This is a genomic window from Xanthomonas sp. NCPPB 901 (assembly GCF_056725085.1).
In genome coordinates, this window is the sequence record NZ_CM161511.1 from 960,919 (window position 1) to 974,566 (window position 13,648).

The 13,648-nt window shown below is 71.5% G+C and carries 10 protein-coding genes; all 10 read left to right on the top strand.

The genetic code is table 11. The annotated features are described in order from the left end of the window. The 10 genes from mrdA (at position 1) to AC1PME_RS04025 (ending at position 13,643) form a co-directional block, all read left to right on the top strand. Positions 1 to 2,061, top strand: a complete 2,061-nt coding sequence (gene mrdA / locus AC1PME_RS03980) for a penicillin-binding protein 2 (protein WP_481097375.1) — start codon at positions 1 to 3, stop codon at positions 2,059 to 2,061. Next, positions 2,058 to 3,164: a rod shape-determining protein RodA gene (gene rodA, locus AC1PME_RS03985; RefSeq protein WP_254460387.1), complete on the top strand. Its 1,107-nt coding sequence runs from the start codon at positions 2,058 to 2,060 to the stop codon at positions 3,162 to 3,164. Before mrdA ends, rodA begins: the two co-directional genes overlap by 4 nt. Before the next feature lie 328 nt (positions 3,165 to 3,492). Continuing rightward, positions 3,493 to 4,809: a virulence factor family protein gene (locus AC1PME_RS03990; protein WP_481097376.1), complete on the top strand. Its 1,317-nt coding sequence runs from the start codon at positions 3,493 to 3,495 to the stop codon at positions 4,807 to 4,809. Next, complete coding sequence (locus AC1PME_RS03995) at positions 4,806 to 6,236, top strand: glycoside hydrolase family 28 protein (protein ID WP_481097377.1); 1,431 nt, start codon at positions 4,806 to 4,808, stop codon at positions 6,234 to 6,236. Before AC1PME_RS03990 ends, AC1PME_RS03995 begins: the two co-directional genes overlap by 4 nt. A gap of 269 nt (positions 6,237 to 6,505) precedes the next feature. Next, on the top strand, positions 6,506 to 7,645 hold the full coding sequence (locus AC1PME_RS04000) for an NAD(P) transhydrogenase subunit alpha (protein WP_481097378.1): 1,140 nt from the start codon (positions 6,506 to 6,508) through the stop codon (positions 7,643 to 7,645). Between the two features lie 3 nt (positions 7,646 to 7,648). Further along, positions 7,649 to 7,963, top strand: a complete 315-nt coding sequence (locus AC1PME_RS04005) for an NAD(P) transhydrogenase subunit alpha part 2 (protein WP_254460391.1) — start codon at positions 7,649 to 7,651, stop codon at positions 7,961 to 7,963. Positions 7,964 to 7,967: 4 nt separating this feature from the next. After that, positions 7,968 to 9,374, top strand: coding sequence for an NAD(P)(+) transhydrogenase (Re/Si-specific) subunit beta (locus AC1PME_RS04010; RefSeq protein WP_481097379.1), 1,407 nt, complete (start codon positions 7,968 to 7,970; stop codon positions 9,372 to 9,374). A 65-nt stretch (positions 9,375 to 9,439) separates the two neighbouring features. Next, positions 9,440 to 10,831 carry an NAD-dependent succinate-semialdehyde dehydrogenase gene (locus tag AC1PME_RS04015; protein WP_481097380.1) on the top strand — a complete coding sequence of 464 codons (1,392 nt, stop codon included), beginning with the start codon at positions 9,440 to 9,442 and terminating at the stop codon, positions 10,829 to 10,831. Positions 10,832 to 11,028: 197 nt separating this feature from the next. Then, entirely contained in the window at positions 11,029 to 12,162 is a 1,134-nt protein-coding gene (gene mltB, locus AC1PME_RS04020; RefSeq protein WP_481097381.1) for a lytic murein transglycosylase B, read from the top strand. Further along, positions 12,159 to 13,643: a septal ring lytic transglycosylase RlpA family protein gene (locus AC1PME_RS04025; protein WP_481097382.1), complete on the top strand. Its 1,485-nt coding sequence runs from the start codon at positions 12,159 to 12,161 to the stop codon at positions 13,641 to 13,643. The genes mltB and AC1PME_RS04025 overlap by 4 nt, the downstream gene beginning before the upstream one ends. Positions 13,644 to 13,648 lie beyond the last annotated feature (5 nt).

Genomic DNA, 13,648 nt, shown 5'->3' on the forward strand with positions numbered 1-13,648 from the left:
ATGGCCCTGCATCCGCGCCGCGCGCAGAAGAACCCGCACGCCGAGGCCGAGCAGTTCCGGCGCCGCGCGGCGCTGGGCTTCCTGTGCGTGCTGCTGGCGCTGCTGGGCCTGGGCGCCTGGTACTTCAAGCTGCAGGTGCTGGACCACGACGTCTATGCCACCCGCTCCGACGCCAACCGCATCAAGCCGCGGCCGGTGGTCCCCGGGCGCGGCATGATCTACGACCGCAACGGCCGCCTGCTGGCCGAGAACGTGCCCGCGTTCCGGCTCGACGTGACCCCGGACAAGGTCGCCGACATGGACGCGCTGCTGGCCGAGCTGGGCAAGGTCATCGCGCTGTCGCCGGAGGACCTCGAACGCTTCCAGGCCGCGCGCAAGGCCAGCCGCAGCTTCCGCCCGATCACCCTGAAGCTGCGCGTCAGCGAGGAGGAGCGGGCGCGCTTCGCGGTGGACCGCTGGCGCTTCCCGGGCGTGGAGCTGGAACCCTACCTGACCCGGCACTACCCCTATGGCGACCTGTTCGCGCACGTCATCGGCTACGTCGGCCGCATCGACGAGAAGGACCTGGAGGCGCTGGGCGAGGGCAACGCCGCGCTGACCCACATCGGCAAGTCCGGGCTGGAGCGCTATTACGAGGAAGCGCTGCGCGGCAAGGTCGGCTACGAACAGGTCGAGACCAACGTGCAGGGCCGCGCGATCCGCACCGTCGGCCGGGTGCCGGCGCAGTCCGGCGCCGACCTGCGCCTGTCCATCGACGCCGACCTGCAGCGCGCCATGGTCGCCGCGTTCGGCGACTACCAGGGTTCGGCCATCGCCATCGATCCGCGCACCGGCGAGATCCTGGCGATGGTCAGCCTGCCGTCCTACGACCCCAACCTGTTCGTCAACGGCATCTCCCACGCCGATTTCCAGGCGCTCAACAGCGACCCGTCGCGGCCGCAGTTCAACCGCCTGGTGCTGGGCGGCGTGGCGCCCGGCTCCACCATCAAGCCGTTCATGGGCCTGGCCGGCCTGGACAGCGGCACCCGCCGCCCGGAGGACAAGATCCTCTCCACCGGCATGTTCTACCTGCCCGGGGTCAGCCGCGGCTGGGGCGACTCGCACCGCGGCGGCCATGGCTGGACCGACCTGCGCAAGTCGATCGCGCAGTCGGTGAACACCTACTACTACAAGCTGGCCATCGACATGGGCATCACCAAGGTCGACCAGTACATGACCCGCTACGGCTTTGGCGTGCCCACCGGCATCGACCTGGTCGGCGAGACCGGCGGCATCGTGCCGTCGCCGGCCTACAAGGCCAAGAGCCGCAAGGAAGCCTGGTACCCCGGCGACACGGTCAACATCGCCATCGGCCAGGGCGACTGGAAGGTGACGCCGCTGCAATTGGTGCGCGGGGTCGCCGGCATCGCCGACGGGCAACTGCGCACGCCGCACCTGGTGATGGCCACGCGCCAGGCCTTCGACCAGCCGTGGGCGCCGGTGCAGCCGGGCCAGAGCAAGCCGATCAGCGACAATCCCGGCAATCTGCAGGCGGTGCGCGAAGGCATGATGGACACCATGCGCCCGGGCGGCAGCGGTTACTCCATCACCGTCGGCGCGCCGTACCAGATGGCCGGCAAGACCGGTACCGCGCAGGTGGTCAGCCGCAAGGGCCTGGCCGCGGTCGATCCGCGTAGCCTGCCGATGCACCTGCGCCACCGTTCGCTGTTCGAGGGCTTCGCGCCGGCCGAGCGGCCGACCATCGCCCTGGCGATCGCCGTGGAAGGCGGCGGCTACGGCGCCAGCACCGCCGCGCCGATCGCGCGCAAGATCTTCGATGCCTGGCTGCTCGGCCGGCTGCCGCCCGGGGTCGAGCCGCTGGACAGCCTGCGCGGCGCCACCGCCTTCGGCAGCCATCTGTACTACGCCGAGGACCCGGGCTCGCGCGCCGCCGCCGATGCGGTGGCGCTGGCCGCCGGCGAACGCCCGGTGCTGATCGGCCAGGCCGAGGTCGATGCCGCGGCGGTGCCGCTGCCGGCCGCGCCGCCGCCGATCCCCGACGAGATTCCGGACGAGCGATGAAGGATTTCCTGCGCTGGCTGGTCGAGATCGGCGGCCGCTTCACCCGCACCCTGGACTGGCCGCTGTGCCTGGCGCTGGGCGCGCTGATGGCGATGGGGCTGGCGGTGCTCAAGAGCGCCGGTGGCATGCACCTGGTGATGGCACAGGGCGCGCGCTTCGCCATCGGCGCGGCGGCGATGTGGAGCCTGTCGCGGGTCTCAGCGCTGCGCCTGCGCGCCTGGACCCCGCTGATCTACGCGCTGTCGATGCTGCCGCTGCTGGCGGTGTTCGTGCTCGGCACCGGCAAGTACGGGCGGCAGTGGCTGGACCTGAAGGTGTTCTACCTGCAGCCGGCCGAGCTGCTGAAGATCAGCATGCCGATGATGGTGGCCTGGTACCTGCACCGCATGCCGCTGCCGCCGCGCATCCCCACGGTGCTGGTCAGCGCGGTCATCATCGGCATTCCCACCGCCTTGATCATGCTGCAGCCGGACTTCGGCACCGGCGTGCTGATCGCTGCCAGCGGCGGCTTCGTGCTGCTGCTGGCCGGCCTGCCGTGGTGGTGGGTGGGCATCGCCGTGGGCGGCGTCGCCGCGGCTGCGCCGGTGGCCTGGCTGTGGCTGCTGCGGCCCTACCAGAAGGACCGCATCATGATGTTCCTCAACCCGGAGAACGACGCGCTCGGCGCGGGTTGGAACATCATCCAGTCCAAGATCGCGATCGGCTCCGGCGGCCTGCACGGCAAGGGCTGGGGCCTGGGTTCGCAGTCGCACCTGAACTTCATCCCCGAGCAGACCACCGACTTCGCCTTCTCCGTGCTCAGCGAGGAGTTCGGCTGGATCGGCGTGGCCACGGTGCTGACCCTGTACCTGGTGGTGATCGGGCGCTGTCTGTGGATCGCCTCGCAGGCGCGCGACACCTTCTCGCGGCTGCTGGCCGGCGCCACCGGCCTGGCGTTCTTCGTCTACGTGCTGGTCAACGGCGGCATGATCTCCGGGTTGTTGCCGGTGGTCGGCGTGCCGATGCCGCTGATGAGCTACGGCGGCACCTCGGCGGTGTCGCTGCTGGCCGGGCTGGGTCTGGTGATGGCGGTGAAGGCGCACCGTCCGGTGCACGGCTACTGAGCGCGCCGCGGCGCGGCCGGCGCACGCTGGCTTAACCGTGCCCTTGCAGGCAGATGACCGAATGATTGCAGCGCGTGTCGCGCTTGCGCACAATGCGTGCCGATGCCACGTGGCGCGCACCGCTCCCCCCGGTCCACACGTTCGCAGGAACTTTCCGGGCAGGCCGGTGCGACCCCACGCATCCATCCCCGCCCACATCGCCGAGGCTCCCCACGCAGCGCATCCGCCGATCCGGGCTGTAGCCGGTCCGTCCACGTCGTCCGCCGCTCCCTCGCCGTTCCTTGTGGTTGTCCCGATGCTCGGCGCTGGCCGAGATGGATGCGTGTCGATGAAATTCCTGCGTGTGTTGCTGTTGACGAGCGTGGTGCTGGGCCTGAGCGGCTACGCACTGCTGCGCTACTACTTTCCGCCGGGGGCGTTGCACGCCCGCGGCTACGGCCGTACGACCCTGGTGCATCCGCAGGGCGCGCCGCAGGGACTGGTGATCCTGCTGGCCAGCGGCAGCCCGGCGCAGCGGCAGGAGGCGGCGCGGCGCATCGCCGCCAGCGGCGCACTGGTCGCGGTGGTCGACGGCCAGCGCTATCTGAGGCATCTGCGCCGTGGCGGCCACGGTTGCGACAAGGCCTGGCACGACGCCGAGCAGTTGAGCCGGCGGCTGCAGCGGCAGTTGCACGGCGACAGCTACTACCTGCCGGTGCTGGCCGGCACCGGCACCGCCGCGACCCTGGCCGAGCGCATCGTCGGTGCCGCGCCCACCGCCACCCTGGGCGGCGCCATCGGCGTGGCGCCGGCGCCGACCGAGGTCTGCGCCGGCACCGCCGCCGCCACGCCGGCGCAAGGCTTCGTCGACACCGTGGCGGCACCGGGCGCTGGCGGCGTGGACGCCACGCTGGCCGCACGCGTCGCCGCGCATCTGCATGCGCGTGGCCGCGGCGGCGCGCTGGACGACCTGCCGCTGACCGAACTGCCGTCGAACACCCCGGGCGCGCCGCTGGCCATCGTGCTGTCCGGCGACGGCGGCTGGCGCGACATCGACAAGGGCATGGCCGAGGCCCTGCAGCGCCGCGGCATCGCCGTGGTCGGCTGGGACAGCCTGCGCTACTTCTGGCGGGCCAAGCCGCCGGCGCGGGCCAGTGCCGACCTGAGCCGGGTCATCGCCTACTACCAGCAGCGCTGGCATCCGCAGAAGATCCTGCTGGTCGGTTATTCCTTCGGCGCCACCACGCTGCCGTTCATGGTCAACCGGCTGCCGCCGGCGCAGCGCGAGCAGGTCGGCCTGGTGGCCTTGCTGGGGTTGGAGCACAAGGCCGATTTCCAGATCCGCGTGCGCGGCTGGTTCAATCTCGGCGACGCCGACGACGCGCTGCCGGTGCAGCCGGAACTGGCGCGCATCGCCCCGGCGCAACTGCTGTGCGTGTATGGCGACAAGGAAACCGATACGCTTTGCCCGCAATTGCGCGCGCGCGGAGCGGAGGTGGTGATGTTGCACGGCGGTCATCATTTCGACCAGCACCCGGCCGGGCTGGCCACGATCGTCGACGATCGTTGGCAGCAGCTGTCCGCCGACGCGCGCCCGCCCGTCGCCGAGCTGCAGGCGGCGCCCGCGGCCACGCTGCCGCCGTCGCACGCCACGCTCCGCCAATGAGCGTGCGGGGACGCGTCGCGCTGGTGCTCGGCGGCGTGCTCGCCGCCGCTGCGTTCGCCAGCGCCGCCGCGACCGGCGATACCCGTCGCGTCGTCGAACCGCACCTGCCGCCGGTGTGCATGGCGCTGGACGCCACCTTGCAGGCGCCGCAGCGCCGCTTCGCCGACGCGCAGGAGCGCCGCCCGCCGGACACCGCGCGCATCCAGGCCGCGCTCGACCGCTGCGCCGCCGGTGCGCACGGCGCGGTGCTGCTGCGTGCCGGCAGCGGCAATGCCTTCCTCAGCGGACCGTTGACGATCCGCAGCAACACCACGCTGGTGATCGACAGTGGCGCGACCCTGTTCGCCTCGCGCCAGCCCGCCGACTACCAGGTGCCCGGCCGCAACGCCTGCGGCCAGGCCGCGGCCCGCAGTGGTGGCTGCCGCGCGCTGATCACCCTGCAGGGGCACGCCCTGGGCGTGATGGGCGTGCGCGACGCCGCCGGCCACCAGGGCAGCATCGACGGCCGCGGCGACCTGCCGATGCTCGGCGGCGACGACAGCTGGTGGCAGTTCGCGCGCAGCGCCAAGGCCGCCGGCCTGACCCAGAACGCGCCCGACCTGATCCGCGCCCAGGACGTCGCCGATCTGCAGCTCTACCACGTCAACCTGATCGACGCGCCGTACTTCCACCTGTTCGTGCATGGTGGCGACGGCGTCACCGTGTGGGGCGTGCGGGTCAGGGCGCCGGCCAACAGCCCCAACACCGACGGCCTGGATCTGGACAGCGTGCGCAACGCGACCCTGGCCGACAACGACGTGATGGCCGGCGACGACGGCATCGCGATCAAGACCAGCGCCGCGCGCTCGGCCGACATCACCGTGCGCGACTCGCGCTTCTACGGCACGCACGGCATCTCCATCGGCAGCGAGGTGATGTACGGCGTCGGCAACGTGCTGGTGGACGGCAACCGTCTGGTCGGCCACGATGCCGACGGCATCCTCGCCACCGACAACAACGGCCTGCGCATCAAGACCGGCCTGGCCAAGGGCGGCCCGGTGCGCGACGTGCTCTACCGCAACACCTGCCTGTTCGGCGTGGCCAGGCCGCTGTTGATCACGCCGCTGTACGGCCACGACCACGGCGACAGCCGCAGCGGCAGCGTGCCCACCTTCGCCGGGATCGTGGTCGATGGCCTGCGCGCGCAGGACACGCCCGCCGGCAAGGGCAGCACCGTGCAGGGCTACAGCGCGGCGACGCCGCTGGACCTGGTGCTGGCGCACGTGTCCGCCGACGTCACCACCTTGTATGCCCGCAATGCGCGCATCGGCGTGGACCAGTCCAACCTGCAGCTGAGCCAGGACAGCAGCGCCGCCTCCACCTACGCGACCACGCTCGCCGGGTCGGTCCCGGCCTGCACCCACGCGCCGGTGTTTCCGGCGCTGTAACGCGCAACGCTGGCGAAGCTCCCGGCGCGGTCGTCTGCGTCGCCGAGCTGTCGGCGCCAGGCATCGGCATGCACTGCCACGCGTTGAAGCCCTGCGTGCGGCGCCGCCGCTGATCGCGCGCACCGCATGGTCCGCAGCCATGCCTGCAGCCGCCGCAAGGCCGTTCGGTTACGTCTGCGCACGCTTGCGCGCAGCGCGCTTGATCTGGATCAATGCCCGCGCGCACGCCGGCGCGCACAGTGCATGCGTCCTCCGAGCGAGCCGCGATCATGGCGTTCACTGTTGCAGTGCTGAGGGAAGAACAGGCCGATGAGCGCCGCGTGGCGCTGGTGCCTGCGGTGCTGCCGAAGCTGGCCAAGCTGGGTGCGCAACTGCGGCTGCAGGCCGGCGCCGGCAACGGGTCGCGGCTGCCGGATGCGGCCTATGCCGGCGCTACCGTGCTCGAGGATGCGCAGCAGGTGGTGGCCGGCGCGGACCTGCTGCTGGCGGTGCAGGCGCCAACGCTGCGCACGCTGGCGGCGCTGCGCCCGGGCAGCATGCTGATCGCGATGCTGTACCCGGCCAAGGCGCCCGGGCTGCTGGAGCTGCTGTGCGAACGCCGCATCACCGCCTTCGCGATGGAGACCGTGCCGCGCATCAGTCGCGCGCAGGCGCTGGACGTGCTGTCCAGCCAGGCCGCGCTGGCCGGCTATTACGCGCCGCTGCTCGGCGCCGTGCACCTGCCGCGGATCCTGCCGATGATGACCACCGCGGTCGGGTCGCTGCGCGCCGCGCGCGTGCTGGTGATGGGCCTGGGCGTGGCCGGCCTGCAGGCGCTGGCCACCGCGCACCGGCTCGGCGCGATCACCGAAGGCTATGACGTGCGTCCGGAAACCCGCGAGCAGGCGCAGTCGGTCGGTGCGCGCTTCGTCGACACCGGCATCGACGCGCGCGGCGAGGGCGGCTATGCGCGCGAACTCAGCGCCGAGGAGCGGGCCAAGGCCGCAGCGGTGCTGACCCAGCACATCCAGCAGGCCGATCTGATCGTCACCACCGCCAACGTGCCCGGGCGCACCGCGCCGATCCTGATCGACCGCCAGCAGATCGCCGGCATGAAGCCCGGTGCGGTGATCGTGGATCTGGCCGCCGACAGCGGCGGCAACTGCGAAGGCAGCGTGCCGGGGCAGACCGTGGAAGTGGGCCCCGCCACCATCGTCGCCCCGCGCAACGTGCCCTCGGCGCTGGCCCAGCACGCCAGCGAGCTGTACGCCAAGAACCTGCTGGGCCTGCTCGACCTGCTGGTGCGCGACGGCGCACTGGCGCCGGATTTCGACGATGCGGTCGTCGCCGGCACCGCGCTCACCCACGACGGCCGCCTCTGCCATCCGCCGCTGCAGGCCGCCGCATCCGTTTCCGTCAAGGAGTCCTGAGTCATGTCCCTGGATCTGTCGATGAGCTGGCTGATCGCGTTGTACGTGTTCATGCTGGCCGCGTTCACCGGCTACGAAGTGATCGGCAAGGTGCCGTCGATCCTGCACACGCCGCTGATGTCCGGTTCCAACTTCGTCCACGGCATCGTCGTGGTCGGCGCGATGCACGCGCTGTTCAACGCCGACACCGTCGCCGGCCAGGCGATCGGTTTCGTCGGCGTGTTGCTGGGCGCCGGCAACGCCGCCGGCGGCTACGTGGTCACCGACCGCATGCTGGCGATGTTCAAGCCCAGCGCCACGCCGACCGCGAAGGAGTAGGGCCATGCTCGCGCTCCTGGTGGAACTGAGCGGGTTCGCCGCCGCGTTGCTGTTCATCCTCGGTCTCAAGCGCATGTCCTCGCCGGTGACCGCGTTGCGCGGCATCGTCCTGGCCGGGGTCGGCATGCTGATCGCGGTGGCCGCCGCCTTCGGCTATCTCGCCGACCTGCAGCCCGCTGCGCGCGGGCATGCCGCGACCAACCTGGCCCTGGCGCTGCTGGCGCTGGCGCTGGGTGCTGCCTGGGCCTGGCGCAGCGGCCGCCGCGTCGCGGTGACCGCGATGCCGCAGATGGTGGCGCTGTACAACGGCATGGGCGGCGGTGCGGCGGCGGCGGTGGCCGGCGTCGCGTTGACCGCACGGCAGCCGCCGCAGGGCGGCCTGCACCTGGCGGTGACCGTGCTGGGCGCGCTGATCGGCGCGATCTCGCTGTCCGGTTCGGTGATCGCCTGGGCCAAGCTCGATGGCCGCCTCAACACCGCCTGGCGATTCAAGGGACAGAGCGTGTGCAACGCCGCGGTGTTCCTGGCCGCCCTGGCGCTCGGCGCGCTGGTGGTCACGCACACGGGCGGCGGCTGGGTGGCGCCGGCGTTCTTCGCCGCCGCGCTGTGCTTCGGCGTGCTGATGACGCTGCCGATCGGCGGCGCCGACATGCCGGTGGTGATCTCGCTGTATAACGCGTTCACCGGCCTGGCGGTGGGCCTGGAAGGCTTCGCCCTGCAGAACCCGGCACTGATGATCGCCGGCATGGTGGTCGGCTCGGCCGGCACCTTGCTGACCGTGCTGATGGCCAAGGCGATGAACCGCTCGCTGAGCAACGTGCTGTTCAGCAATTTCGGCGACGGCGCCGCGGTCGCGCAGGGCGACGTGCAGGGCCGCATGACCGCGGTCGATCCGGGCGATGCGGCGACGTCGATGCGCTATGCCTCCAGCGTGATCATCGTGCCCGGCTACGGCCTGGCCGTGGCGCAGGCGCAGGGGCGGCTCTACGAACTGGTGAAGCTGCTGCAGGCCGCCGGGGTCGACGTGAAGTTCGCCATCCATCCGGTCGCCGGGCGCATGCCCGGGCACATGAACGTGCTGCTGGCCGAAGCCGGCGTGCCCTACGACCTGATCTACGACATGGAGGACATCAACGACAGCTTCGCCAGCACCGACGTGGCGCTGGTGATCGGCGCCAACGACGTGGTCAATCCGGCCGCGCGCACCGACAAGGCCTCGCCGATCTACGGCATGCCGATCCTCAACGCCGACCAGGCGCACCAGGTCTACGTGATCAAGCGCGGCCAGGGCAAGGGCTACGCCGGCGTGGAGAACCTGCTGTTCTACGGCGACAACTGCGACATGGTCTACGGCGACGCCGCCGCGGTGCTCAACCGCATGGTGCAGGCGGTCAAGGAACTGGCCGCCTGAGCCCACCGACTCCCTCGCCGGCGCCAGGCGCCCGGCGCTCCCCGACCTTCCCCGAGGACACGACCATGACGTATGCGACCCGCAATCCCTATACCGGCGAACTGCTCGCCAGCTTTCCCGACGCCACCGATGCGCAGGTGCTGGACGCGATCGGCGCCGCCGACGCCGCCTTCCGGCAATGGAAGCAGACCTCCTTCGCCGAACGCGCCAGGGTGATGCATGCGGCAGCGCAGCTGCTGCGCGACAACACGCGCGAGTACGCCCAACTGCTGACGCTGGAGATGGGCAAGCTGATCGGCGAGGCCGAAGCCGAGGTGCGGCTGTCGGCGGACATCTTCACCTACTACGCGGTCAACGCCGAACGCCTGCTGGCGCCGGAGCACCTGCCGGTGGCCGATCCGGCCGAGGGCAGGGCGATGGTGGTGCACGAACCGCTGGGCGTGCTGCTGGCGATCGAGCCGTGGAACTTTCCGTACTACCAGATCGCGCGGATCATCGCCCCGCAACTGTCGGCCGGTAACACCATGCTGCTCAAGCATGCCTCCAACGTGCCGCAGTGCGCGGCCAAGTTCGAGGCGCTGATGGCCGAGGCCGGACTGCCGGCCGGGGCCTTCGTCAATCTGTACGCCACTCGCGGCCAGGTCGAGACCATCCTCAACGACCCGCGCGTGCACGGCGTGGCGCTCACCGGGTCGGAAGGCGCCGGCGCCATCGTCGCCGCACAGGCGGCCAAGGCGCTGAAGAAGTCGACCATGGAGCTGGGCGGTGCCGACGCCTTCGTGGTGCTGGACGATGCGCCGCTGGAGAAGACGGTGAAGTGGGCGGTGTTCGGCCGCCACTGGAACGGCGGCCAGGTCTGCGTGTCGTCCAAGCGCATGATCGTGGTGCAGGAGGTGTACGAGCCGTTCCTGCAGCGCTACCGCGCCGGCGTGGCGGCCTTGCGTGCCGGCGACCCGATGGATCCGGCGACCACGCTGGCGCCGCTGTCCTCGCAGGGCGCGGCCGACGACCTGAAGCGGCAGATCGCCGAGGCGGTCAGGCATGGCGCCACCGCGACCGAGGTCGGGCCGCCGGTGCCGGTGCATGGCGCGTTCGTGCAGCCGACCATCCTCACCGACGTCGCCCCGGACAACCCCGCCTACCACCAGGAATTCTTCGGCCCGGTGTCCATGGTGTTCCGGGCCAAGGACGAGGACGACGCGGTGCGCATCGCCAACGATTCGCCGTTCGGCCTCGGCGGTTCGGTGTTCACCGGCGACGATGCGCGCGGCGTGGCGGTGGCCAGGCGCATCTCCACCGGCATGGTGTTCGTCAACCATCCGACCATGGTCAAGGCCGACCTGCCGTTCGGCGGGCTGCGCCGTTCCGGCTACGGGCGCGAACTGATCGGGCTGGGCATCAAGGAATTCGTCAATCACAAGCTGATCGACGTGGTCGAGATCGACGCGCCGTTCTGAGCGGGCCAGCGTGTGAAAGCCGGGCCGTCGGGGGCGACTCCGACGGCTTTTTTGTGCCACCGGCGCGGCCAGGGGCGCCGCACGCGCCCGGCGCTCGCCGGCAGCTCATGCTGCAGGCGCACTTGACCTGTAGCAAAGTTCTTTTGTTTCATGGCGTTATTGGTAGAAATTCATCTTGACTCTGTTAATCTGCCGGCATGATCCGACGCTCGCTGATTTGCCTGCTCACGCTTGGCCTGGTCGCATGCGCGACCCAGCCCAAGGCGCCGTCTTCGCCGCCGCAGGCCAGCGCGCCGCCGCCGGCCCCGCGCCCGGCATCGCCGGTGGAGGCCGCGCCCGAGGCGGTGCAGGCGCCCCCGGTGGACCTGACCCCGGTCCCGTTCGAGGTCGCCCGCGCCAATTTCGTCCGCGACACCGCGGCCCGGTACGGCCTGGATCCGGCGCAGATCGAGGCGACCCTGGCGCAGGCGCAGTTCAAGGATGCGATCGTGGCGGCGATGTCGCGGCCGGCCGAGCGGGTCAAGCCGTGGAGCGAGTACCGGCCGATGTTCATCAGCCAGGCGCGCATCGACGGCGGCCGCGCCTTCCTGGCCGCGCACCGCGACGAATTGCAGCGCGTGCAGGCGCGCACCGGCGTGCCGGCCGAGATCATCGTGGCGATCATCGGCGTGGAGACCAGCTACGGCAAGAACGCCGGCGCCTACCGCGTGCTGGACGCGCTGTACACGCTGGCGTTCCGCTATCCGCGCAGCGGCGACCCGGCCAAGCTCGAGCGCGAGGTACGCCGCGAACTGTTCTTCCGCGACGAGCTGGGCCAGCTGTTCGCGCTGGGCCGCGAGGAAAACCTGGACGTCACCACCCTGATCGGCAGCTACGCCGGCGCGATGGGCCTGGGCCAGTTCATGCCGTCCAGCTACCGGCAGTTCGCGGTCGACGGCGATGGCGACGGCAAGCGCAACCTGTTCACCGACTACGACGACGCGTTCTCGTCCATCGCCAACTACTTCGTCAAGAAGGGCGGCTGGGTGCGCGGCGGCCTGGTCGCGGTGCCGGCCACGTTGCGTCCCGGCGCCGAGGAATTCAATCCGACCGACTGGACGCCGACCTACACCCTGGCCGACCTGGCCGCGCGCGGCTACACGCCGAACGTGCCGGTGCCGGCCGGCGCCACCGCCACGCCGATCGCGCTCGACGGCAGCGCCGGCAAGCAGTACTGGCTGGGCTTCCAGAACTACTACGCGATCACCCGCTACAACATTTCCAAGATGTACGCGATGGCCGTGTATCAATTGTCCCAGGCCATCGCCGGCAAGGAGTTACCCCCGGCATGAACCCGAACGCGCTGCTCCGGATCGCTCCCGTCGTCGCTGTGCTGGCGCTGGCCGCCTGCAGCAGCACTCCGAAGAAGACCGCCGGCGGCGCCGGGCCCGGCATCCGGGTCGAAGGCAAGGGGCCGGCGCATGTCGCCACCGGCTGCCCGTCGACCTCGCCCTACGCGCCGGCCAAGGAAGACCCGTCCAAGCGCGGCAACTACACCGCCGGCGGGCTGTACGCGCCCGGGGTGCGCGACAGCACGCCGGACTACGTGCCCAACGTCGCCTGCATTCCCGAGCCGCTGGTCACCGACGAGCCGCGCTCGGCGATCGGCAACCGCTCGCCGTACATGGTGCTGGGCCGCGAGTACGTGGTCATCGACGATCCGCACAGCTACGTCGAGCGCGGCACCGCCTCGTACTACGGCAGCAAGTTCCATGGCCGGCTGACCTCCAACCGCGAGGTCTACGACATGTACGCGTTCACCGCCGCGCACAAGACCCTGCCGCTGCCCAGCTTCGCCCTGGTCACCAACCTGGACAACGGCGAGTCGGTGGTGGTGCGGATCAACGACCGCGGTCCCTTCCATGACGACCGGTTGATCGACCTGAGCTACGCGGCCGCGGTCAAGCTCGGCATCACCGGCAAGGGCACCGGCCGCGTGGAAGTGCGCGGACTGACCCCGGCCGACAACGGCGACCTGCTGGCGCGGCGCCGCACCGGCCGCGCGCCGGCGACGCTGCTGGCCAGCGCGCGCAGCGATGCCGCCACCCGCGACCCCGCGGCGGTGCGGCGCGCGGCGGAGATGGACGACCTGGTGAAGACCCTGCCGGCGAAGTCGGCCGGCGGCACGGTGGCCGCCGCCGCGAGCGTGCCGGCGCGCGCCGTCCCGGCCGCGGTCGCGGCGCCCACCGCTGCGGCGGCCACGGCCACGGCAGCGGCGCTGCCGGAAGGCGAGCGCTGGCGCTATCGCGTGCAGGACGCGCCGGGCCGGGTCGGCGATGGCGACCGCTTCGACGCCTGGATGAAGTCGCGCGGCGTGCGCGTGGCCACCGGCAAGCCGGCCACGCCGGCCACGTCGGCGCCCAGCGTGGCCGCGGCGAGCACCCCGCTGCGCGGATCCCGCCGCACCGCGACCGCCACGCCTGCCGCCGCACCTGCGGCCGCCGCGACCGCGCCGACCGTCGCCGTGGCGACCCCGGCCGCCGCGCCCGCACCGGTCGCCAGTACCGCGCCGCGCGCCGAGGCCGACAACGCGCGCGGACCGCTCGGCATCCTGCTGCAGGTGGCCAGCTTCGCCAGCCGCGAGAACGCCAACCGCGCGCTGTCGCAGTTGGCCTCGGCCGGCATCGTCGGCGCCAGCATCAGCGATATCGTTTCCGGTGGCCGCACCCTGTGGCGGCTGCGGGTGGCGGCCGAGGACCATGGTCGCGCCGCCGAGCTGGCCACCCGCATCGCCGGTCTCGGCTTCGGCCGGCCGCAGATCGTCAAGGACTGAGGCCC